Source organism: Lyngbya sp. CCAP 1446/10, from assembly GCF_026130175.1.
GTDB lineage: Bacteria > Cyanobacteriota > Cyanobacteriia > Cyanobacteriales > Microcoleaceae > Microcoleus.
In genome coordinates this window covers 131,323-154,016 of the sequence record NZ_JAIGNI010000002.1, presented here as the reverse complement: position 1 = coordinate 154,016, position 22,694 = coordinate 131,323, and the positions used below count along the sequence as shown (strand labels likewise).

The 22,694-nt window shown below is 46.4% G+C and carries 18 protein-coding genes; 11 read left to right on the top strand and 7 right to left on the bottom strand.

The window, feature by feature from the left end:
• Positions 1-36: 36 nt before the first annotated feature.
• From K4039_RS29725 to K4039_RS01740, 4 genes are all read right to left on the bottom strand, one after another.
• On the bottom strand, positions 37-3,225 hold the full coding sequence (locus K4039_RS29725; RefSeq protein ID WP_321161494.1) for a tetratricopeptide repeat protein: 3,189 nt from the start codon (positions 3,223-3,225) through the stop codon (positions 37-39).
• A 24-nt stretch (positions 3,226-3,249) separates the two neighbouring features.
• Positions 3,250-3,609 carry a type II toxin-antitoxin system PemK/MazF family toxin gene (locus tag K4039_RS01750; protein ID WP_265233394.1) on the bottom strand — a complete coding sequence of 120 codons (360 nt, stop codon included), beginning with the start codon at positions 3,607-3,609 and terminating at the stop codon, positions 3,250-3,252.
• Positions 3,593-3,778, bottom strand: a complete 186-nt coding sequence (locus tag K4039_RS01745) for a hypothetical protein (protein ID WP_265233393.1) — start codon at positions 3,776-3,778, stop codon at positions 3,593-3,595. The genes K4039_RS01750 and K4039_RS01745 overlap by 17 nt, the downstream gene beginning before the upstream one ends.
• A gap of 246 nt (positions 3,779-4,024) precedes the next feature.
• Positions 4,025-4,657 (bottom strand): hypothetical protein, encoded by a 633-nt coding sequence (locus K4039_RS01740; RefSeq protein WP_265233392.1) that lies wholly within the window; start codon positions 4,655-4,657, stop codon positions 4,025-4,027.
• A 419-nt stretch (positions 4,658-5,076) separates the two neighbouring features.
• Between K4039_RS01740 and K4039_RS01735 the strand changes: the two genes are divergently transcribed.
• Positions 5,077-6,360, top strand: a complete 1,284-nt coding sequence (locus K4039_RS01735; RefSeq protein ID WP_265233391.1) for an ABC transporter substrate-binding protein — start codon at positions 5,077-5,079, stop codon at positions 6,358-6,360.
• Positions 6,361-6,730: 370 nt separating this feature from the next.
• On the opposite strand, the gene K4039_RS01730 is transcribed toward K4039_RS01735, so the two are convergent.
• Entirely contained in the window at positions 6,731-6,916 is a 186-nt protein-coding gene (locus tag K4039_RS01730; RefSeq protein ID WP_265233390.1) for a hypothetical protein, read from the bottom strand.
• A 359-nt stretch (positions 6,917-7,275) separates the two neighbouring features.
• Between K4039_RS01730 and K4039_RS01725 the strand changes: the two genes are divergently transcribed.
• The 7 genes from K4039_RS01725 (at position 7,276) to K4039_RS01695 (ending at position 18,055) form a co-directional block, all read left to right on the top strand.
• The gene (locus K4039_RS01725; protein WP_265233389.1) at positions 7,276-9,789 is read left to right on the top strand and encodes an MASE1 domain-containing protein; all 2,514 of its coding nucleotides are present in this window, start codon (positions 7,276-7,278) and stop codon (positions 9,787-9,789) included.
• Positions 9,790-10,325: 536 nt separating this feature from the next.
• A complete protein-coding gene (locus K4039_RS01720) occupies positions 10,326-13,976 on the top strand; it encodes a response regulator (protein WP_265233388.1) in 3,651 nt (1,216 codons plus the stop codon).
• Entirely contained in the window at positions 13,969-14,343 is a 375-nt protein-coding gene (locus tag K4039_RS01715; RefSeq protein ID WP_265233387.1) for a response regulator, read from the top strand. The genes K4039_RS01720 and K4039_RS01715 overlap by 8 nt, the downstream gene beginning before the upstream one ends.
• Positions 14,340-15,398 carry an adenylate/guanylate cyclase domain-containing protein gene (locus tag K4039_RS01710; protein WP_265233386.1) on the top strand — a complete coding sequence of 353 codons (1,059 nt, stop codon included), beginning with the start codon at positions 14,340-14,342 and terminating at the stop codon, positions 15,396-15,398. The genes K4039_RS01715 and K4039_RS01710 overlap by 4 nt, the downstream gene beginning before the upstream one ends.
• A gap of 102 nt (positions 15,399-15,500) precedes the next feature.
• Positions 15,501-16,019, top strand: coding sequence for a Ycf51 family protein (locus K4039_RS01705; protein ID WP_265233385.1), 519 nt, complete (start codon positions 15,501-15,503; stop codon positions 16,017-16,019).
• Positions 16,020-16,163: 144 nt separating this feature from the next.
• Positions 16,164-16,766, top strand: a complete 603-nt coding sequence (locus tag K4039_RS01700) for a Uma2 family endonuclease (RefSeq protein WP_265233384.1) — start codon at positions 16,164-16,166, stop codon at positions 16,764-16,766.
• Positions 16,767-16,951: 185 nt separating this feature from the next.
• Positions 16,952-18,055 (top strand): tetratricopeptide repeat protein, encoded by a 1,104-nt coding sequence (locus tag K4039_RS01695; RefSeq protein WP_265233383.1) that lies wholly within the window; start codon positions 16,952-16,954, stop codon positions 18,053-18,055.
• A 97-nt stretch (positions 18,056-18,152) separates the two neighbouring features.
• On the opposite strand, the gene K4039_RS01690 is transcribed toward K4039_RS01695, so the two are convergent.
• Entirely contained in the window at positions 18,153-18,485 is a 333-nt protein-coding gene (locus K4039_RS01690; RefSeq protein ID WP_265233382.1) for a type II toxin-antitoxin system RelE/ParE family toxin, read from the bottom strand.
• The gene (locus tag K4039_RS01685; RefSeq protein WP_265233381.1) at positions 18,482-18,823 is read right to left on the bottom strand and encodes a hypothetical protein; all 342 of its coding nucleotides are present in this window, start codon (positions 18,821-18,823) and stop codon (positions 18,482-18,484) included. The genes K4039_RS01690 and K4039_RS01685 overlap by 4 nt, the downstream gene beginning before the upstream one ends.
• 292 nt (positions 18,824-19,115) lie before the next feature.
• On the opposite strand from K4039_RS01685, the gene K4039_RS01680 reads away from it, so the two are divergent.
• The 3 genes from K4039_RS01680 (at position 19,116) to K4039_RS01670 (ending at position 22,607) form a co-directional block, all read left to right on the top strand.
• Positions 19,116-19,466: a type II toxin-antitoxin system Phd/YefM family antitoxin gene (locus K4039_RS01680; RefSeq protein ID WP_265233380.1), complete on the top strand. Its 351-nt coding sequence runs from the start codon at positions 19,116-19,118 to the stop codon at positions 19,464-19,466.
• Positions 19,467-19,801: 335 nt separating this feature from the next.
• Entirely contained in the window at positions 19,802-21,004 is a 1,203-nt protein-coding gene (locus tag K4039_RS01675) for a tetratricopeptide repeat protein (protein ID WP_265233379.1), read from the top strand.
• Between the two features lie 79 nt (positions 21,005-21,083).
• Positions 21,084-22,607, top strand: coding sequence for a carboxypeptidase M32 (locus K4039_RS01670; RefSeq protein WP_265233424.1), 1,524 nt, complete (start codon positions 21,084-21,086; stop codon positions 22,605-22,607).
• Positions 22,608-22,694: the final 87 nt, after the last annotated feature.

The following is a 22,694-nucleotide window of genomic DNA, read 5'->3' as shown; positions in this document are numbered from 1 at the left end:
CTATCATTTCTGAATTTTTTTTAAAGCGCTAACGCACTACCGGAAAATGAAATAGAGCAAAAAAGCAAAGAAGATTACACACAGGCAAGACAGCCCTGCGCTATCTTCTTCCTTCCAGTCCAAAGGTTCCGCTACGGCTGCTTTACGTTGAGGTACTATTGCTACTGCTTCCCGGCGCAAACGTTCGGCTTCCGCTTCCCGCTGTTGACGTTCCCTTTCTTCTGCTTCCCGGCGCAAACGTTCGGCTTCGGCTTCCGGCTGGAGAGCCAAAGCCTCCACTACACGAAAACCGCTGAGCCCGTCCGAGTAGCCCGCAGAGTAGTAGTTGCGGTTGGCAGCACGGCAAAAGACCGCATTGTAGGCCCACGAACCTCCACGCTGCACTCGGTTATAACTTCCTCCAGTTGTCCACGAACTACCGTCAGATGGTGCACCGTTATAATTGCCATGCCAAGGATCAGCACACCATTCCCAAACATTCCCGTGCATATCGTATAAGCCAAAGGCATTCGGCGGAAAACTCCCCACTGGCGTTGTTTCTTGGCGATAAAGTCCTTTGGGTGCAGAACCGTAGGGATTATTGCCATCATAATTAACTAAATCTGGGGTAATTGTTGGGCCAAAGTGAAAAGCTGTAGTCGTACCTGCCCGACAAGCATATTCCCATTCCGCCTCACTCGGCAAACGATAGTTTTTCCCGGTTTTCTCCGATAGCTTCTGACAAAAACTTACCGCATCATTCCACGATACCTTTTCTACAGGCCGCTTCGCACCCTTAAAATCAGAAGGGTTATTTCCCATCACCGCTTGCCATTGTTCTTGGGTAATGGCATATTTCCCGATATAAAATGGTTGGGCCAAAGTGACCTGATGTTGCGGGCGTTCATTATCATTACCTTCTTCCAACGGTGAACCCATCATAAAGCTACCCGCTGGGATCTGCACCATTTCCAGTTTCACCCCATTGCCTAAATCTTCCTCTTTTTGATAAGCCTTCCCCGACTTCTTACTACTTGGTTTCCCCTGCTTATCCACCGTGATGATTTCAAAAGTAAATTCTTTACCTTTACTCGCTTTTTCCTCCCGGCGCAAACGTTCGGCTTCGGCTTCCCGCTGTTGACGTTCCCTTTCTTCTGCTTCCCGGCGTTGAATTTTTACTTCTGCTTCCTGTTTTCTATTCTCTAATACACCCAAAGCCACATCGCGAATGTGCAGTACATCCGGTAAACTCGGATTGAGTTGCAAGGCCAGATTAAAATCTTTAACTGCCTGTTCTAACTGTCCTAACTTCTGATAAACTAAGCCGCGATGGTGGTAAACATCAGCGTCATTGGGATTAAGTCGCAATACCTGGTCAAAATCTGCGATCGCTCGCTGATACTCACCAATTTGATCGTAAGCCAAACCGCGCTGAAAATTCGCCTCAAAGCGAGAATCGTCTAACTGTAAAACTTGATTAAAATCAGCAATTGCCAAGGAATATTCCCCATTTTTTGCCCGTTGTAAACCCCGTTGCCAATAAGACTCAATGACGCTTAGTTGTAAATCCGCTCCCAAACCTTGCAAGCATTGATTTAGCTGGGTTACATAGGGAAAATCATCAATGGTTAAAGCTGCCGCCAAAACACTTAATAACTGACTTTGTTCTGGAATAGGCAAACCATGCAATTTTAACCAATCTTGGACAGACAAATATAACTGTGCTGCTGCCCACTGTTTGTCAGCCAAACTCAACAGAGATACAGCTAAATCTAAACGCAAATCAGGAATTAATGCCGACTCTTCTTCAGCCAAATTATCATACAATCCCTGATAATAACCCACGGCAATTTCTATAATAATCTGCTGTTCCTCAGCGGGCATTTTTTCCAACATTTCTGGGAGAAACTGCGGTAATAAAGGTGTTTTTCGCTCATCGGGAGGCAGAAACATCAGACAATATTCATCAACAATTAACCCCGCGAATACAGCATGGAGTATTCCGATAAATTCTGCCAAATCATTGTAATCATTTTTGTGCAAATGATAAGGGCGATGAATTTCGCTTAAATCTTCTCCTTCCTCTAGCGCACCGCGTTCAATTTCCGAAATTCGTAAATTTTGCTGATAGCCTTGAACTGTTTCCTCACCATAACGGCTATCGAAATCAGCCACAGGCTTACCAGAGTCAATATACGCTTGTCGTTTCCCTTGCCAATTCACAGCCCGTTCTTTAGCAAAATCATACAATACCTCAACCCAAGGTAATTGATGAATTGGGGTTTGGTAACGATATTTTTTGAAATTAATATGCCAAAAGCCAAAGCGCAAATAAAAGTCATCGGGCGTGGCGGATGAGTCTAAAATGAGTGTGGGAATTACCCGCAAACCTGCAAATAAGTTTTCCGCCGCCGCTTCTTCCCGAAAAACATTACTCCGCCAATAACCGCCCATAAATTGCACTGGCCGGCCCTCGGTGATATACTTGTCTAGGAAGTTTCGCAGATAATTGCTTAAAAATTCCTCAGATACCGGAAAGTTTTGATTTGGTTTAGCAGCATCGTGAGTCAAGACTGGTGGTGATAAGAAAACTCGTAAAATGGGTGTATCTTCAGGGTTGATGTTGGCAATAATGTTTTCAGCGGTGACGAGAATTGGGGAATTTTGTAGGTTTTGTTGCTTGACAATGGCGGCAATTGCTGTTTCGCGATTTGCCTGAGCAATTTCTCGTGCTAGGAGTGAATCTAACTGTTTTAAGTCTAGTTGGAGTTGACGCTGTTCGGCGATGCAGAATTTTTGCAATTCGGCGCGCAATACTTCTAGTTGGGCGCTGTGTTCGCGGTTGAGTTGGCCTTCATTGGCTTGAAAATCCCAATTTAATTGCGCTAATTTATCTTGTAACTCGCGGTTAAGTGTGCCTTCATTAGCTTGAAAAGCAATATTCATTTCTGCGAGGTATTGCTGTAAATCTCGGTTTGATTCACCTTGTTCCCTTGTGACATCAAGGGTGGCTTGATGTTGCAAGGCTTGGAGAATAGAAATATTTTCTTGTAGTTTTATTTGTTTATTAGCGTTTTCTGAATTAATCTTGGCAATAGAAATCGCAGTATCTGCATTGATGTTAGCAATAGAGAGAGCGGTTTCAGCTTGGATATCTGCTTGATCTTTTGTCGGAAAAAGTTTCGCATTAGCATCATCTCTAATCTGAACCAAAACACTTTTTTTGCCTGGTAATGCTTTCGTCATAAAATTTCCTCCAGTGGTTAATGGTTAAAGTTCGTTAACAATATTAAGAGAAACTTTCAAGGCTAAACTGACTAATCTGCTCAAATCCGATGGTAACTCGCCCAACTTTTTGTCAAAAACTGACTCATTAACAGTAGTAATTTTATCTGCCCTAACTAGAGATGTTTTCAACAAACCAGTCTGCGGAAAATTTGAATCTGTATCTGCAATCAATACCCAAGTTGGAAGTAAATTACCAGGGGGGATTTTCGAGAAAATTCCTAAAATAATTAATTCTTGGCGGTGTCTAGCTACAACTAAAGCTGGCCTAAGTTTACTGATACTTAAATCACTGAAAGGAAAAGAAACTAACCAGACTTCTCCGGGATTAGGTTTTTGACTCATAAATATCCTCCTCTGGATCGTACCACTCAGAGAAACCACTTTCGGCTAGCTGCATGAATTTCTCAGTTTCTATTTGTTCTTGGATTTGCTGTAGTAAGTCTTGTAATACTGAAACTGGTAGCTGTCCAATAATTTCTTTGATTTCTGCAATACTTAAACTAACGCTCATAGTTAACTATGCCTCGACAAAGGTATGTTACCATTATATATCGATCCTTTTGATTTCCTCTTTGTCTCCAAGAAACCGGGTTTTTCGGGAGTTTTTGGTTGAGAATTAAGTATTTGGGAAAAAACCCGGTTTCTCACCCTCTCGTCTACCCGACAGAAACCGGGTTTTTGGTAAATCCTGGGGTGATAACCAGATATTTGGGAAAAAACCCGGTTTCTCAGCCCCCGCGTACCCAGAATTCATCAATTAAGTTTTGGCGCCTCCTCCTACTACAAATAACAGGTGGGCTGCACCTTCCAAATTAGTATCAGCGCGTCCTATTTCTTGATGGTCTACATTATAAATGTGACCGTTCTCTATTTTACATATAAAATTATCCCCTGAGTGATAATTATATTTATAGACTTCTCCATTGTCTTTGAAGTAACCCACTTCCCACCCAGATGAATTATACATGGCATGGCCTCGAACATCACCGACATCAACGGTGTGACCGTTTAGCTGATGCAGATAAATGTGACCGTTATCCCGGATGTCAATGTGGGGGCCGTTCATGGTACGATCGCCCCCAGGAACAGTTATATACGAAGAGTTGACTGTCCAAACTTGTTGATGATGGGAATCTAGGCTTGATGTTTGATGCGAGTCATGGTTTTGGTTACTGTCTGCTTGTGCAGCTTGAAAGAAATCTGGTACAATGTCTGGTTGGTTAGTCTGGATAAAATTAGGCTGCTTAGAATAGTCCGGTAAATGATTTGGTGTTAAGTTTAGGTCTGAATGTTGCACCGTCTGCGGCTTTTCGGTGTCTAAAGATTGCAGAAAATCATTGAGTTGAGATTGCGGGTTATTGTGTCCGGGATCTGGCAGGGCATTATTCATGGCGAGTCACCAAAATAATAACTATGTACCGATTGTAGTTGGAAAATAAATAATTATCCAGGAATGACGCAAACTTTGATTGCACCAGAAAGAATTAGTTTAAAGCCTCTTCCTGTTAGGGAGAAATTAAAAGAAAACTATTGATTACGATCATCCTCTGCTTTCCAGTTAGAAGTCGCCCTCATCTGTTAATACCAATTTCATAAAGTAGCGCTAGATTTTACCCCCCCAACCCCCCCTTATTAAGGGGGGGATTCGCAATTCATCTATAGCAAATCTTTAGAAAAATGGTATAACTGTCAATAGTTGAACAACCTCTAACCATCCGCGTCCATCCGCGTTCATCTGCGGTTAAAAAAATCTTCCTCCCTGAAGGCAACTAAAAAATGATTATATCCAAAATATCCCAAACAATTAAAATGCAATTTAAACTAATTTGCTGCCTTTTTCTGGCCTTAAATTTACTCATATTAAGTGGCTGCCAAAACACTTCAAAAAACAGCGATCGAATTAAACTCACACTATGGCACGGCATCAATCCCCCGCAAAATCGGGACGTATTTAAAACTCTCACGGACAAATTCAACCAAACACATCCCCACATCCAAGTAGAACAAATTTACATCGGTCAACCCGACCAACAACTGCCAAAAATCCTCACATCAATTGTCGGAAATGCACCGCCAGATTTGCTGTGGAATACTCCCACAATGGCCGGTAAACTAGCAGAACTGCAAGCACTTAAACCCCTAGAAACCTGGCTCGACAAATCCCCCATCAAAGCCGAAATCGATCCGTCACTGTTCGAGTCAATGGAACTCGGCGGACACACTTGGTCAATTCCCCTAGCCACCAACAATACAGGAATATTTTACCGTCCCAGCTTATTTGCCGCAGCAGGAATCAAAGAAGTGCCGCACAATTGGGCGCAATTAAAGCAAGCAGCCCGATCGCTCACCAAGGACACCAACGGAGACGGACGCACAGATCAACACGGTATAGTGCTCCCCCTAGGCCAAGGAGAATGGACAGTTTTTACTTGGCTGCCATTCATGTTCAGCGCCGGCGGCGAACTCTTGGGCCAAACACCTCAAACTCCTGTACCCCAAATTGACAATCCCGGTTCTCTCGCGGCCTTGGAATTGTGGAAGGACTTATTAACAGAAGGTTCAGGAATACTGTCAGCACCCGAACGCGGTTACGAACTCGACAACTTCATCGCCGGCAAAGTTGCAATGCAAATCACCGGGCCGTGGACTCTAACACAATTGCAGCAAAGCGCGATCGACTACGCAGTGATGCCTATACCCGCCCTCAAACGCCCCGCAACCGTTGTTGGTGGTGAAAACTTATTTTTAATGAAAACCTCGCCAGAACACGAGAAAGCAGCCCTTGAATTCTTAGAATACGTTCTTGGCGAAGAATTCCAAACAGCCTGGGCGTTGGGAACCGGTTACTTGCCAATTAACTTAAAATCAAGAGAGAGCAAAGCTTATCTAAGTTTTGTCGAAAAAAACCCTGTTTTGGGAGTATTTTTAGCACAAATGAAATCAGCCCGATCGCGCCCAATCATCTCAGGTTACTCTCGCGTGTCAGAAAACCTTGGCCGCGCCATAGAAGCAACTCTTCTCGGCCGCAATCCCCAAGACGCTCTTAAAGAAGCTCAAGAGCGTTTGACACTAACTTTAGATATTGCAAAGTGAGGTACAGATTTGTCAGTGGTCAGTGGTCATTGGTCATTGGTCATTGGTCATTGTTCATTGGCAAGAGAAATGGCGATTATTCACGAAATTCGAGAATCACTCTATTGCAACAATCAAAGGGAAATAGAGAATGTTTTTTTGATGTAAATTCTCCGCTTTCACTGTATTCGAGGAAAGACTTGAAAACTCGATTAATTGGTTGAAAATCTCATGAAAATCATTCCCGCCTGCACTTCTAGTCAGAAACCGGGTTTCTTGCCACTAACTTACCTAAAATCTGAGATTTAGCTTCGCTGTTATCGGTTTATTTGGTATAGCAACCGCCCAGACAGTGAAGACGTTCTTAATTTCGGAAACATGAGTTATTATATTACTTCTTCCTTCTTCCTTCTTCCTTCTTCCTTCTTTCTTCTTTCTTCTTCCTTCTTCCTTCTTCCTTCTTCCTTCTTCCTTCTGCTATATTATTGAGAATGGTGCAAAATGTTAGGATGAATTGAGTTGCGATCGCCCGACACGAAAAGACACCCGCAGTGGCTCGGTCATAAATCTTTAACAAAAACCAAAAATTAACCCACCGAATGCTGAGCCATCACCGATATATTAGCAAAAAAGGGATGCTCCCGAAATTTATACCCAGATGCGATCGCACAGCAAAAAAACCGAACCCTCAACCGCTCCACAAAAAGTTATATCGGTTCTCAAAAAAAGTGAGGATAGCCCTATGCCCTATGCCCTATGCCCTATGCCGTTCGCGTACCTAATATGAGAGCTCGAAAGGCTAGATCTCAACAGATTCTCCCCCTACCTACCACCCATGACCTACGATCACCTAATAGAAGGATTTTCCCTACCCTGTGCCCGTCCCGTGCCACCTACTGAGACCCCAACAACCGTTAACCTTTTCCCCAAACGACAATGCAGAAAAAGTTCCTTAACGCCATCAAAGGACATTCCTGGCGGTACTTCCTCGCAGTAGGGGCGATCGCCCTAATCTACTATTTGGCATCACAATTCGCAATTTCCACCCTCACCCTGAGTTCGGAAATCTACCCCATGTGGCCAGCAGCAGGAATTGCCCAAGTCGCCCTGCTGCTGTTCGGGCGGCAACTGTGGCCGGGAATTGCGATCGGAGGCTTCCTGTTCAGCATGAGCGCACCGTCGACCAACATCGCCACGGCATTGATCTCAGCGGGCGCCAGAACCTTGCAAGCGTGGACGGGAACTTATCTGCTACAGCGAATTAACTTTAGCGCCGGACTCGATCGGCTCAAAGACGTTTTAGGAATAGTCGGACTAGCAGCCTTCGCATCTACCCTGATCAACTCCACCATCGGCAGCATCATCGTGTGCCTGACTGGTTTATCTAAGTGGAGCAATTTTGGCACAATTTGGGGGACTTGGTGGGTAGGAGACGCGATGGGAATTTTGCTCGTCGCCCCGCTGCTGCTGACCTGGCGCAAATTGCCCAAAGTCCCAACTAATCCCAAACAGATAGCTGAACGAGCGATTTGGCTGTTGCTGTTGCTAGCAATCGGCTGGCTCGTCTTCTGCTCCCGCACCCGCGCCGCCTACGCCCGCTACCCCCTGGAATACTTACCATTTCCCCTAGTAGTTTGGGCTGCCTTTCGATTCGGCCAGCGCTACACGGCCCTCTCCAACTTCATCCTCTGCGGCTTCGCCATCTGGGGCATAGCCAGAAGCAGCGGCCCCTTTTTCAAACACGCCAGCAGCATCCCCCAAGCACTGTTATCCCTGCAAGCCTTCATCGCCGTCATCGCCGTCACAGGCTTAGTCTTGGCCGCCACCGTCGCCGAACGCAACCAAGCAGAAGCCTCGCTGCGCGCCAGCGAAGCCAGCCTCGCCAACGCCCAGCGCATCGCCCAGCTAGGAAACTGGGACTTAGACCGCAACAGCCAGCATTTGCGGTGGTCAGAGGAAATTTATCGCATCCTGGGACAGCAACCGGGAACTTTTGAACCCAGCCTCGAAGCCTTCTTGAAATACGTGCACCCCGAAGACAGAGAATTGGTCAAAAGCTCGATCGAAGCCGCTTTATTTCAGCAACAGCCTTACACCATCGATTACAGGCTCCTACTCCCCGACGGCAGCAACCGCACAGTCTGCGAACAAGCAGCAGTCAACTCCCTCTACATCACCAGCACCGTCCAAGACATCACAGACAGAAAGCGGGCCGAAGTCGCCCTGCGTTCTTCAGAAGAAAGATTTTCCAAGGCTTTTCACGCCTCCCCAGTCGGCATCAGCATCTGCACCCTCACAGACGGACGCTTCCTCGATGCCAACGAAAGCTTTTTGCGCTCATTAGGCTGGCGGCAGCACGAATTTATCGGTCGCACCGCCAACGAATTAGGAATGTGGGTCAATTCAGAAGACGGGCGGCGGCTTGCCCAGATGTTGCAGGAACAAAATTCGATCGGCAACCAAGAAATCAAAATTCGCACCAAAGCCGGCGAATTGCGCGACTGGCTGCTCTCTCTAGAACTCATCGACCTCGGCAGCAGTCAGTGCGTTTTAATCATGACTAGCGACATCACCGAACGCTTGCGTTCCGAAGAATTCCGGCGGGGAAAAGAAGCCGCCGAAGCTGCAAATCGATCGAAAAGCATTTTTCTCGCCAATATGAGTCACGAACTCAGAACTCCCCTCAACGCCATCATCGGCTACAGCGAGCTCCTGCAAGAAGACGCGCGAGATATTGGTGCCGAAGAGTTCATCGACGACCTCCAAAGAATTAGCACGGCGGGCCAGCACTTACTAGCGCTAATTCAAGATATTCTCGACTTCTCTAAAATTGAAGCAGGCCGCATCGACTTGCACATCGAAACCTTCACCATTTTAAATCTGGTTGAAGAAGTAGTCGCCATGATCGCGCCGATGGCAGACAAAAATAGCAATATCTTAGAAATACAATGCCCTGAGGATATTGGCTCGATGCAGAACGACTTAACTAAACTCCGCCAGTCCCTGCTCAACCTCCTCAGCAATGCCTTGAAGTTTACCTCATCGGGCGCGATTACTTTCAGCATTACCCGCTGTGCCGAAACCCCCGCCGAGACTGCCCAGAGACGCAAAAAAATTGGAGCCTATAGAGGAATTAGCCCATCTGAAAATAGCTCCTCTTCCTTATCTTCCTCTCAAGATCGGATTGTTTTTACAGTCAAAGATAACGGCATTGGCATGAGTTCCGAACAGTTAGCCAAAATCTTCGATCCTTTCACCCAAGCCGATTCCTCAACTACTAAGAAGTATGGTGGCACTGGTTTAGGGCTGACAATTACTAAGAAATTCTGCGAAATGATGGGCGGAGACATTACCGCATTCAGCGAGTTGGAGAAAGGTTCTATTTTTACAATTCGACTGCCAGCTATGCTGGTCGAAACTTCGTTCTTCCTAGAAAAATCTGATCAATAATAATTTTTGTGAGTAGTCGGTGTCTGCCAATTTTATTAGCTTCCGCAATTTGCTAATTCTTTCGCTACCAGCTAAAAAACTCCAATCATTTTATCATACCCGAAATACTCTCGATCCATCAACCCAGTTTTTTCACTTAAATCTAGCTATCCCCAAAAGCGAGTTGTGGTGCAGAATGATTTTTTTTAGCGTCATTTAACTTGCTCTGATGATACATTTTTTGAGTGAATTCGATATTCCGATGATTGGCTTGTTAACAATCTAAATTTATTTGATAATACAGCAACCGTCAAGAGGGCTAGGATGTTATGAATTGCTAAGATTGTCATTTTTATTGATTCTTGTTCCGGGATTTTGTTATAAATAGAAGTAGCACATTTTTAAATATTTTGGATAGAAATGCTCCAGATCGCCTGATCCATAAAATTTGTGATAGAGTTCGATCGCCTACCTGTTCACTAAATATCTACCTGCGTATATATACTATTAATTTAAAAGATATACTGTAAAAAGTTGCCTTCCCAGCGCCAGAAATTATGCATCCCCACCTCCAGCGCCAACTCGAACAGCTCGGTTTAGCCGGCGAGTCCCCCCCTCCCACTGCCGAGCAGTGGCAGCTATTCTTAGAGCAGGTAAGTTGTAGCTACGATGGCGCTCCAAGTCAGCAGCAACCGCTGGCGCTACAGGATTTGACATCCTCGCCCCAATCCCCTCAAGATTCTCCAACAGCTTCAGAATTCGATCGCCTGCGATCCACTGTCAACACTTTAGGGGCGGGATTGTGTATCCTAGACGGCAACGGGTTGGTGATCTCGGTGAATCCAGAGGCTGAGCGCTTGCTGGGGTGGCGAGAGTCGGAACTTACAGGCGTGGCGCTGCTAGAGCGCATCGCCAGTCAGCAACAGCAAGGCAAGAAATCCCCAGTTTTGACGGATCGGAAACAGAAACGAAGCAAAAGTGCAGATGGGGCGATCGCACCTACACTATCTTTACAACAGGCGATCGCCCACCGTCAACCTTGCAGCAATTGGGACGACGAGTTTCTCTGTCGCGATGGCAAAATCTTACCAGTTTCCTATTTTTTCAATCCCGCAATTGATGGGAGCGAAATATCAGTTTTGGTGTTTTTTGAGATGAAAGAACACCAAGGATCACTCTCGATGCTGCCAGCAGTTCTAGAATCTACCGATGCTGGAATTCTCGCGGTTGACAACAACGGTAATGTATGCCATTATAATCAGAGATTTGTCGAAATGTGGGGTTGGTCTGAAGCAGCAGGAAAGTTGAGCCGATCGCCCACAAGCTCAATCAAAAACAACATCGCCACAGGATTCTCCTTCGCCAGAGAACCATTAAAAGACCCCCAAGCATTTATCCAAAAGGCGATCGAAGTGTCGGCAGATCCAGATACTAAAATCAGCGAAATATTAGAATTCAAAGACGGAAGATTTATCGAATTTAATTCATTGCCATCAAAAGTCGGAGCGAACATAGTCGGCAGAGTCTGGAGCTTTCGAGACGTTACCGATCGCCAAAAAGTAACACAATCTTTGCAGAATCGAGTAGAATTCGATGGGTTGATTGTCAGTTTGTCAACCGATTTGATCGGCCAGCTCGGATCGGAAATAGACAAAGGCATCGATCGCACTCTCGAAGCAATCACCCAGTTCAGCGGCTTTGATCGCAGTTACATCTACCTGTTATCTTTCGACAAAACTCGCGCCCACAAAACCTACGAGTGTTGCTGCGACGGCATTGCGTTAATAACAGATAGCACCGACAAAGAAATAGACATCGCACAAATTCCTTGGATTGCAGAAAAGCTCGATCGCGCCGAATGCCTGCACATCAGAGAAATCAGCGAACTTCCGCCCGGAGTCCAAGCCGAAATTGCCCGGTTGACAGGCAAAAATTCAGCAGAATTCCTGACTGATTCCTCATCCCAAACAGCGATCGCACATTCCCGAAAAACTAAATTAAAAAAACCGCAAGAAAATCCGCGATCGCTAATCATTATTCCGCTAATGTGCGGTAAAAATTTAGTAGGATTTCTCGGATTAGACAGTTGCAAACCCGCAGTCGATCGATCGACCGAAATATCCACTCCTCTAAAAATGGTAGGAGAAATGCTCGCCAATGTCCTAGAACGCCACCGCGCAGCAACAGTTTTAAGACAAGCCGAAACCAAATACCGCAGCATCTTTGAAAACGCAGTCGAAGGCATATTCCAGACCGCCCCAGACGGATGTTACCTCAGCGCCAACCCTGCACTAGCCGGAATTTACGGCTACGAAACAGTCGCTCAACTGCTCGCCGAACTCGCAAACCTCAACCGCCAACTTTACGTTGACCCCAACCGACGGGCGGAGTTTGTAGCCCAATTAGCCGCGCACCACCAAATTTCAAAATTTGAATCCCAAATATACCGCCGAGACGGCAGCACGATCTGGATTTCCGAAAACGCCCGCAGCATCTGTGACGAAAGTGGCAGGGTTTTGTACTATGAAGGCACAGTCATTGACATCACCCATCGCAAACTTGCAGAATCCGCCATGCAATCGGCCCTAGAAGTAGCAGAATCAGCCAACCGGGCAAAAAGCACATTTCTCGCCAACATGAGTCACGAATTGCGCACGCCCCTCAATGCCATTATCGGCTATAGCGAAATGCTTCAAGAAGAAGCCGAAGACTCTGGCGATCCAACCTTCGTCTCAGACCTCGAAAAAATCCGCACCGCCGGCAAACACCTGCTGTCGATGATCGATGACATCCTAGATATATCTAAAATTGAAGCAGGTCGAATGGATCTTTACTTAGAAAACTTCGACATTTATAACTTAATTGAAAGCGCTGTCGCCACGGCCAAGTCGCTAGTCGAAAAAAACGGCAACACGGTAGAAGTTTACTGTCCAGAAAACCTCGACACCATGCACGCCGATATGACCAAAGTCCGGCAAGTGCTACTGAACCTGCTCAGCAACGCTGCCAAGTTTACCAAAAACGGGAAAATTGCGATCGGAGTTGAAAGAATTACCAATGAACAATTAAGAATGAAAAATCAAGAGGAATCTGCCCAAATTTTAATTTCTAACTCCGAATTTTTAAGTTTCCGCGTCACCGACAGCGGCATCGGCATGACACAAGAGCAATTGCAGCGAGTTTTTCAACCTTTCACCCAAGCTGATGCCTCAACTACTAAGCAATATGGTGGCACCGGTTTGGGACTAGCTATCAGCCAGCGCTTCTGTCAGATGATGGGTGGTAACATTGAGGCAAGCAGCACCTTGGGCGAAGGCACCACTTTCACTGTACTCTTGCCCAGCGCCATCAAACAGCCGGAAATCGCCAACCAAGTCCGCGACAGCACTAGGGTAGCAGATGCACCTGCTGTCGGCACGGTACTGGTAGTTGACGACGACCCTATTTCACAGGATTTGATCAAGCGTGCCCTGGCTCGCCAAGGACTGCACATAGAAGTCGCCGGTAGCGGCGAGGAAGCCCTCATGCTCGCTAAGCAACTGCGGCCAGACGCGATTACCCTGGACGTGATCATGCCCGGAATGGACGGCTGGGCGGTGCTTTCCGCCCTGAAGGCAGATCCTGATCTTGCCGAAATTCCCGTAATCCTGCTATCCTTTGTGGGCAACAAAAGCCTCGGCTTTGCATTGGGCGCTTCGGACTACCTCACCAAACCAGTGGACGGCAAACGACTGGTTGCTTTGTTGAATAAGTACCGACGCGACAAGGACGGCGTTGTGGCTCACAGTTTGTCCTGTCAGATATTAGTTGTGGAAGATGATGATGCCACCCGCAAAATACTGCGGCGCATACTAGAAAAACAAGGCTGGGCTGTGACGGAAGCTGACTGCGGACGCACTGCTCTTGAACAGCTAGCGGTTGCTCGCCCCCACCTGATCTTGCTGGATTTGATGCTGCCAGAAATGGATGGTTTTGAGTTGATTGCTGAACTTCGCAAGTCGCATTCTGAAGATCCTATACCGATCGTCGTAATTACCGCTAAAGACCTGACTACCGCAGAAAGTCAGCAACTCAACGGTTATGTCGATCGGGTTTTACACAAGGGAGTCTACAGTTGCGATACTTTACTACGTGATGTTCGTTCTATAGTGAATGACAGGCTCGATCGCAGGTATGACTCGAAAGGCAAGGAGAACACCAATGGCTAAAATCCTGTTGGTCGAAGACAACGAAATGAATAGAGATATGCTTTCTAGGCGTCTGGCCCGCAAGGGACATGAGGTTTTTATTGCAGTTGACGGTGCTGAGGGGGTTTCGATGGCCCTCGACAAAGTACCGGATTTAATTCTGATGGATATGAGTCTGCCAGTGCTTGACGGGTGGCAAGCCACGCAGAAAATTAAGGCAGATCCTTCAACTAAAACGATTCCGGTGATTGCGCTGACAGCTCACGCAATGGCGGGCGATCGTGAAAAGTGTTTAGCGGCCGGGTGCGACGATTATGACACCAAACCGGTGGAATTTCCCCGACTTTTGAGTAAGATCGAAACGCTTCTGAAAGAGGCCATGCAATGAAAACTGGCGAAGGCAGCGTCCTGGTTGTTGACGATAATGAGGTGAACCGCGATTTGCTGGCTCGCCGACTTCAGCGTCAAGGCCACACGGTGACTGTTGCTGAAGATGGTGTGCAAGCTCTGGCACTGATGCGCAGCGAGCCGTTTGATTTGGTGCTTCTGGATATTATGATGCCGTTAATGAACGGCTATCAGGTGCTGGAAAATCTGAAAGCAGACGAGAATTTGCGCCACATCCCGGTGATTATGATTTCGGCGGTGGACGATATCGATAGTATTGTCCGCTGTATTGAGTTGGGGGCGGAGGATTATCTTTCTAAACCTTTCAATCCGGTATTGCTGAAGGCTCGGATTAGCGCTTGTCTGGAAAAGAAGCGGCTGCGGGATCAGGAACAGACGTATTTGCGGGAGTTGGCGCTGGAAAAGGAAAAGTCAGAGCGTTTGCTGCTGAATATTTTACCAGGCCCGATCGCACAACGCCTCAAACAAGGGGAAATTACGATCGCCGACAGTTTCGCTGAAGTCACAGTAATGTTTGCCGATTTGGTCGGTTTTACGAAGCTTTCGGCTCATTTGTCGCCGGCCGAGTTGGTGGAATTGCTCAACGAGATTTTTTCAGCTTTTGACGAGTTGGCCGATCGCTACGGACTTGAGAAAATTAAGACGATCGGCGATGCTTATATGGTGGTTGGCGGTTTGCCTAAAGAGACTAACGACCACGCCGAAAAGATTGCAGAAATGGCGATCGACATTCTAGCAGCAATCGCTAAGATGCGCACCAAGGGAGGACAGCCGCTGAGCATCCGCATCGGCATTCACACAGGCCCGGTAGAAGCCGGTGTCATCGGTACTAAAAAATTTACTTATGATTTGTGGGGCGACACAGTAAATACAGCTTCCCGGATGGAATCTCAAGGCGTACCGGGCGGCATTCAGGTGACAGTTGCTACCTACGAGCGCCTGCAGGACAAGTACATTTTTGAAGAGCGCGGCGTGATTTCGGTGAAGGGAAAAGGCGATATGATGACTTATCTGCTTGTCGCCAGAAAAGGCTAATTAGTCATTGGTCATCAGTCATTGGTCATTGGTCATTAGTCATTAGTCATTGGTCATTAGTCATTAGTCAACAGTCAACAGTCAACAGTTAAAAGTCAAAAAATGAACGTAAATTCTAATCTTTTAATGTACGCTCAATGGGCGGGAATTCTGACAGCGGCTTTGTTTGTTTTAACAATCATAGCATTTATATTCAAATGGGGTTTTCGCTTCCGATTGGTAGGAGTGAGCAGCTTTATGGCGGTAATTGCTGCGAGTATATTCGGTCTCGGTTTGGGATTGTTTACCCGCACAGAAATTCCCGGCGCAGTTCGCTATTCTTTAGTTTACGATACTGGCGGCGCTCAAACAGTAGTTACCGTGCCACCTTCGATCACTGAATCAGAGTTAGAAGCAACGATGCGGCAAGTAGCTGCTGATTTGTACTCTCCAGGGCGCTCTGGAAGTGGCAGAGACTACATGACAATCCGAGTTCGGACGATCGTACATCCCGAACCTGGCTTGTCGCAGCCGCTGTTTTTGGGCGAGGTGCGCCGCTCGCTCGCGACTAGGTATGATGAGAAAATGGCGATCGACATCTTCCCCGAAAAAGTCGCAACCCTGAAAAAATACCAAGCCTAAAAACAAAGGTTCGTAGTGAGGAATTTATTCCTCTCTACCTAATTAAAGTTGTAGGGTGCGTCGCCATTGACAAGCCATAAATATTGACAGACAATCTCATAGCGACGCACCAGACTCACTGTCGAGTCGAGGAATAATAAAAAAATGATTGCAACCACCAAACAAAAAGTAAGTTTTAACGAATTTATTGAAATTTGCCCGGAAGATGGTGTCTATGAATTGGTGAACGGAGAGATTGTCAAAATGGCAACTACCAGAAATCACGATGACGTTGCTGAATTTGCAGACAGACAGTTTTATCAAGAGTGCGATCGGCAAAAACTCAACTATGTCGTAAAACGAGGCATCACGATCCAAACTACCACAAAAGAAGGTACAGAGCAAGGACGAGTTCCTGATGTCAGTGTTATCGATCGCACTTTGTGGCGTGCCCAACGCAAATCCTATACCGCACTCGAATCGCCGATTCAGTTAGCTGTGGAGGTAGTATCAACTAATTGGGAAGATGATTATGTTGACAAGCTAGATGAATACGAACGTTTGGGTATTGCTGAATACTGGATTATTGATTATTTGGCAATTGGGAAAAGAGAGTATTTGGGAAACCCGAAAGTTCCGACGGTATTTGTTTTTTCGCTAAATGCTGAAGGGAAATATCGGCGCACTCTGTTTCAAGGTGACGAACAAATTGTTTCGCCGACTTTTCCAGAATTGGTTTTGACGGCGAATTTGGTATTATTAGCTTAGTGGTAGGGTGTGTCGCCATGAAAAATTCTTAACTAAATTTCGACAATCTCATAGCGACGCACCGGACAAAATAGTGATTCTTAGGTGCGTCATGGCCGAAGATTTTAACCACTTACTCAAGGATTTTCCCCTGATGCACCCTACGGTTATACTTGGAAAATTGAGAGTTTGATGAAGAGGAATAAATGATGAATATAGAAGATGAACAAACTTTAAATGCCCAACAAAAACGGGAATTGCTGAGAATTCAAGCTTTAATTGATGAAGATGGGCAAACACCAGAACAAAAAGCTAAATTGTTTTTTGAACAAGCTTTACTTTATGGCTATTCTCAACAATATGCAGAGGCGATCACCTTCTTCGACAAAGCCTTAGAAATCAAACCCGATTATCACGAAGCCTGGTATTATCGGGGCAATACACTGTATAATTTAGGAAGATTTGAAGAGGCGATCACCTTCTTCGACAAAGCCTTAGAAATCAAACCCGATTATCACGAAGCCTGGTATTGTCGGGGCAATACACTGTATAATTTAGGAAGATTTGAAGAGGCGATCGCATCCTACGACAAAGCCTTAGAAATCAAACCAGATGACCACGCAGCCTGGTACAATCGGGGCAATGCACTGGCTCAATTAGGCTTGTGGGAAGAGGCAATAGCCAATTACGACAAAGCTTTAGAAATCAAACCAGATAAAGACGAAGCCTGGAACAATCGGGGTAATGCACTGGCTAAATTAGGAAGGGTTGAAGAGGCGATAGCTTCCTATGACAAATCTTTAGAAATCAAACCAGACCACCACGCAGCCTGGTACAATCGGGGTTCTAAACTGGCTCAATTAGGCTTGTTTGAAGAGGCGATCGTCTCCTGCGACAAATCTTTAGAAATCAAACCAGATAAACACGAAGCCTGGTACTATCGGGGCAATGCACTGGCTCAATTAGGCTTGTTTGAAGAGGCGATAGCCTCCTACAACAAAGCCTTAGAAATCAAACCAGATTATCACGAATCCTGGAACTATCGGGGCAATGCACTGGCTAAATTAGGCAGATGGGAAGAGGCGATAGCCTCCTACGACAAAGCCTTAGAAATCAAACCAGATGACCCCGACATATTTTATAATAAAGCTTGCTGCTATGCGTTACATGGTGAGGTTGACTTATCTATTCAAAACTTGCAGCGGGCGATCTATCTAAATCCTGACAAATACCGAGAAATGGCAAAAACAGACTCGGATTTTGACAAAGTGCGATGGCACCCAAAATTTAAAGCGTTAATTAAAGAATAGTTCGTTAGCTAAGCCCTCGAAGAGGATCGCACCTAACGCGGAATTGGGGCGATCGAACTTCTGTTACTGGATCGATCAGCAATCAGGCTGCACTAGGTTAAACTTCTTCATCGATGTTAGATAAAATGTCTTCCAAATCCCGAGCACCATGCAAAACCCGAAGAATTTCCACCCGATCGTCCTGAATTTGGTAAAAGATTAGATAATCCTGAAAATCTTTAATTCGCCACTGACGAATTTCCCCCATGCGAGAATATACTAATCGCACGATCTTCCCCATTCCCGGTATCGTCGCTAATTGGGCAAAAGTAGCTTCAGCTAACTGTAGAAATCGCTCGGCAGTACGAGCATTTCCATTTACCAGAATATAATTTGCTTGTTGCCTGATATCTTGAGTAGCACGATTTTTGACAATTAACTGATAACTCATGTCTGTTGCGAATCGCCACCGAAAACCGATGCGCGCAACTTCTGCCAGTATGCAGCATTCACAGGTTCTCCCTCTGAGTCTAAACCCTCTTGCAACAAATTTTCTAACTTGGCTTGTGCCTGTTTTCGCTGGCGATCTTGCTGCACCAAATCTAGGAAATACTCTACCGCACTGGTGTAAGCCCCTGCCTGAATTTGAGCTTCAATATAGGTTTGCAGATCTTCTGGTATGGCAAGAATAACGTTCATCGTCACCACAGATTTAGGATATCTATCATTGTAGCAACTGGCTATAGGTATGGATATCAGTCTAAAATTTATTGCATAAATTGTCACCATCAGGTTTCTGACCTGCTGAGCAACACAACCGCTGCTACCGAATACGGTATAATTTCCTCATGACATAAAAGCATTTTATAATAAGTATGCACTCCACGCTCGACTCGATTTATGGATTCACAACTTGCAGCGGGCGATCGCCTTAAATCCTGACAAATACCGAGCAATGGCAAAAACAGACTCGGATTTTGACAACGTGCGATCGCACCCTCAGTTTCAAGCCTTGATTCTTGAATAGTGATAGCTAGCAGACGCGATCTGATAGAATAATTAATAATGAGGCAAAAGAAAGATGACTCAACTAAATGTAACTGTAATTGATGACAGATTTCCAGAACTCATCGCCAGTATTGAGGATACAGGAGAACGAATCGTTATAGAACAAGAAGGAAAGGCGATCGCTGCTATCATTAGTTATACTGACCTGAAGCGACTGGAAGCACTAGAAGCTGCCCTCATTAAGCAAGCAAAATTAGAAGAATATGAATGGCTAAAAGTTGCGATCGCAAATCCAGCCTTTGATTCCCTTAGAGACTCAGCCGAAGATATCTACACTTTAGCTGATGGCAAGCCATTCCACGACTCAGAATGGATTAAAACAGTAGCGATCGATCCTGATTTTGGTTCGATTCTTGACTCATAAAAATACATTTATACCGTAGCTGACGGTAAACCATTTAGGCCCTTCCCCCTCGTTGTGAAGGTGAAAATTTAGCTGTTTGGGGTGAGGTTTGTCATACCTCATGCCGATCGCCCTTTCTGCTCTTCTACGCAATTAGCGGAAAAAATAAGTATTAATCTATACGTTGAAACTCAATACTTGCGTGTATAACAGGCAAAGTTGAAAAGATGGCAGAGTTCTTGTAGAATTGCCATAAATAATCAATTATCGGCGATCGCTCGCCTTCAAACTCCAGCGAAACCTTAATATAAAAGCAAAAGCGACAATTTTAAATAAAATTAATGAGGTGAAAACCCTTGCAAAATGTAGTTAGCAAAGAAAAGCCCCTCGATTCCGTGGAAAAAATCAGCTCCGTCAACGCCCAAAAAGCTCAAACGCTGTACGATCGCGGTAACGCCCTAGAAGAAATGGGACGGCTATCAGCGGCGATCGCATCCTGGTCAAAGGCGATCGAACTTGAACCGAAATTTCACGAAGCTTGGTACAACAAAGGCGTAGCCCTCAGAAAATTGGGACAGCTACCCGAAGCGATCTCCGCTTACAACAAATCTTTAAAAATTAAACCAAAAAATGCAGAAGCGTGGTATAATCGCGCCAACGTTTTGCGGAAGCTCAACAGACTCTCAGACGCCATCGCCTCCTACGAACAGGCGATCGAACTCAAGCCAAACTATCACGAAGCTTGGACGAACCGCGGCAACACCCTCGTAAACTTGGGAAAATTATCAGAAGCGATCGACTCCTACGACAAAGCGATCGCCATCCAAGCAGACTACTCCGAAGCTTGGTACAACAAAGCATTCGCCCTGAAACACTCCGGCCAAAATACAGCGGCGATCGCATCCTACGACAAAGCGATCGAACTAAAACCAGACTTGTATCAAGCCTGGTACAACCGCGGGTTAGTCCTAGCCGATGAAAAACTCTACCCCGAAGCCGTCGCCTCCTACGACAAAACCCTGCAACTACGCCCGAATTCCCCCGAAGTCTGGAACAAACGCGGCACGGCGATCGCCCAAATGGGAAAATTTGAAGCAGCGATCGTATCCTGGGACAAAGCGATCGAACTCAAGCCAGACGACAGCGAAACCTGGTACAACCGCGGCCTGGCCTTGGCCAACTTACAACAGTTTGAAGAAGCCATCGCCTCTTGGGACAAAACCTTAGAGTTGCAGCCAGACAACATCGAAGCCTTATACAACCGCGCTGTCGCCCTCAAAAAAATCCAACGATTTACCGAAGCAATCGCTTCCTACGATCGCATCATAGCCATCACACCAGACGATCCAAATCTTTACTATCAAAAAGCCTGCGTCTGGGCCCTAGAAAAAGCCGTGGGCGATCGCACAAACAGCCCCGAAGCTGTAGCAACCAGCATCCAGAAAGCTATCGAAAACTTATCAAGGGCGATCGAACTAAATCCGGACAAATACCGGAAACTATGCCAAAATGACTCAAAATTGCGTACAATACGGGAAGAAGTGCGGTTTTTAGCTTGATTTCAGGGTAGCAATGATTGATGGATACCAATGCCGCACTGTAACCTTTTTAGGCAAAACAGTACCTCCAACCCCAATCATGCAAACCCTAGACAAAACTCAAGCAAAATTTGCTCAACTTGCAGCCCACCTCAGAGAAGTTACTGACATCGAATCAGCCTCGTCGCTGCTGCATTGGGATCAGGCGACTTATATGCCCGCCAAAGGTGCAACTGCCAGAGGCCGTCAATTGGCAACTCTCAAACAAATATCCCACGAAAAATTTACTGACCCCAAAATAGGCGAACTCCTAGAAGACTTGCGCTTCTACGAACAAACCCTTCCCTACGACTCCACCGCAGCCAGCCTGATCCGCATCGCCCGCAGAGACTACGATCGCGCCGCCAGAGTCCCCGCAGCCTTCATGTCCGCACTTTGCCGCCACCAAGCCGACTGCTACGAAGTTTGGGCCACAGCCAAAGCAGAAAACAACTTCGCAACCGTCGAACCCTATCTCGAAAAAACCCTAGAATTAAGCAGACAGTACGCCGACTTTTTCCCCGGATACGAACATATCGCCGATCCTTTGATCGATCGCAGCGACTACGGCATGAAAGTATCCCTACTGCGCCCACTTTTCGCCCAACTGCGTCAAGAATTAGTGCCGATAGTCGAAGCCATCACCTCCCAACCTCCCGCCGACGACTCCTGCTTGCACCAAAACTTCCCAGAAGCCCAGCAACTAGGATTCACCCGCACAGTAGTACAACGCATGGGGTACGACTTCCAACGGGGACGGCAGGACACCACCCTGCACCCATTTATGACCAACTTCTCCATAGACGATGTGCGCATCACCACCCGTGTCTACGAAGATCACCTAGATCAAGCCCTCTTCAGCAGCATCCACGAAGCCGGACACGCCCTCTACGAACTCGGCAATTCATCGGAATTTGAAGGCACACTTCTCGCCGGTGGCATTTCCTCCGGTGTGCACGAAAGCCAGTCGCGACTTTGGGAAAATTTAGTCGGGCGGAGTCGCGGTTTTTGGCAGTGTTTTTACCCGCAACTACAAAGCCTATTTTCGCAGCAGTTGGGCGACGTATCCCCAGACGCATTTTACCGGGCAATTAACAAAGTCGCGCGATCGCTCGTCCGCACCGACGCTGACGAAGTAACCTACAACCTCCACGTCGCCATCCGCTTTGACCTAGAATTGGCAATGGTAGAGGGCAAACTAGCCGTCCGTGATCTACCCGAAGCCTGGAACGAACGCTATAAAACTGACCTCGGCGTTGTCCCCGCCACCGACAGCGATGGTGCGATGCAGGACGTTCACTGGTACGTCGGGACGATCGGCGGAATGTTCCAAGGTTACACCCTCGGCAACTTGATGAGCGCTCAATTCTACGAAACCGCAGTCAAAAACAATCCCGAAATTCCCGCACAAATAGAACAGGGCAATTTCAGCGTACTCCACGACTGGCTCAAACAAAACATCTACCAGCACGGCCGCAAATACACTCCTGTCGAATTGATCGATCGCGTTACCGGTTCACCTTTAAGTATCGATCCCTTTGTCCGCTACATTCGCCACAAATACGGAGAATTTTATGTCATTTGACGGATAGCAATTTCAGATTGCAGACTTTAAAATGAGATTAAAAAAAGTAGGCGCTCGAAAAGATAGGGCGATATTCAGATAGTATCG

Coding starts and splice junctions, on each gene's coding strand:
- K4039_RS29725 (WP_321161494.1), bottom strand. CDS start 3,225: ATGACGAAAGCATTACCAGGCAAAAAAAGTGTTTTGGTTCAGATTAGA.
- K4039_RS01750 (WP_265233394.1), bottom strand. CDS start 3,609: ATGAGTCAAAAACCTAATCCCGGAGAAGTCTGGTTAGTTTCTTTTCCT.
- K4039_RS01745 (WP_265233393.1), bottom strand. CDS start 3,778: ATGAGCGTTAGTTTAAGTATTGCAGAAATCAAAGAAATTATTGGACAG.
- K4039_RS01740 (WP_265233392.1), bottom strand. CDS start 4,657: ATGAATAATGCCCTGCCAGATCCCGGACACAATAACCCGCAATCTCAA.
- K4039_RS01735 (WP_265233391.1), top strand. CDS start 5,077: ATGCAATTTAAACTAATTTGCTGCCTTTTTCTGGCCTTAAATTTACTC.
- K4039_RS01725 (WP_265233389.1), top strand. CDS start 7,276: ATGCAGAAAAAGTTCCTTAACGCCATCAAAGGACATTCCTGGCGGTAC.
- K4039_RS01720 (WP_265233388.1), top strand. CDS start 10,326: ATGCATCCCCACCTCCAGCGCCAACTCGAACAGCTCGGTTTAGCCGGC.
- K4039_RS01715 (WP_265233387.1), top strand. CDS start 13,969: ATGGCTAAAATCCTGTTGGTCGAAGACAACGAAATGAATAGAGATATG.
- K4039_RS01710 (WP_265233386.1), top strand. CDS start 14,340: ATGAAAACTGGCGAAGGCAGCGTCCTGGTTGTTGACGATAATGAGGTG.
- K4039_RS01705 (WP_265233385.1), top strand. CDS start 15,501: ATGAACGTAAATTCTAATCTTTTAATGTACGCTCAATGGGCGGGAATT.
- K4039_RS01700 (WP_265233384.1), top strand. CDS start 16,164: ATGATTGCAACCACCAAACAAAAAGTAAGTTTTAACGAATTTATTGAA.
- K4039_RS01695 (WP_265233383.1), top strand. CDS start 16,952: ATGATGAATATAGAAGATGAACAAACTTTAAATGCCCAACAAAAACGG.
- K4039_RS01690 (WP_265233382.1), bottom strand. CDS start 18,485: ATGAGTTATCAGTTAATTGTCAAAAATCGTGCTACTCAAGATATCAGG.
- K4039_RS01685 (WP_265233381.1), bottom strand. CDS start 18,823: ATGGTGACAATTTATGCAATAAATTTTAGACTGATATCCATACCTATA.
- K4039_RS01680 (WP_265233380.1), top strand. CDS start 19,116: ATGACTCAACTAAATGTAACTGTAATTGATGACAGATTTCCAGAACTC.
- K4039_RS01670 (WP_265233424.1), top strand. CDS start 21,084: ATGCAAACCCTAGACAAAACTCAAGCAAAATTTGCTCAACTTGCAGCC.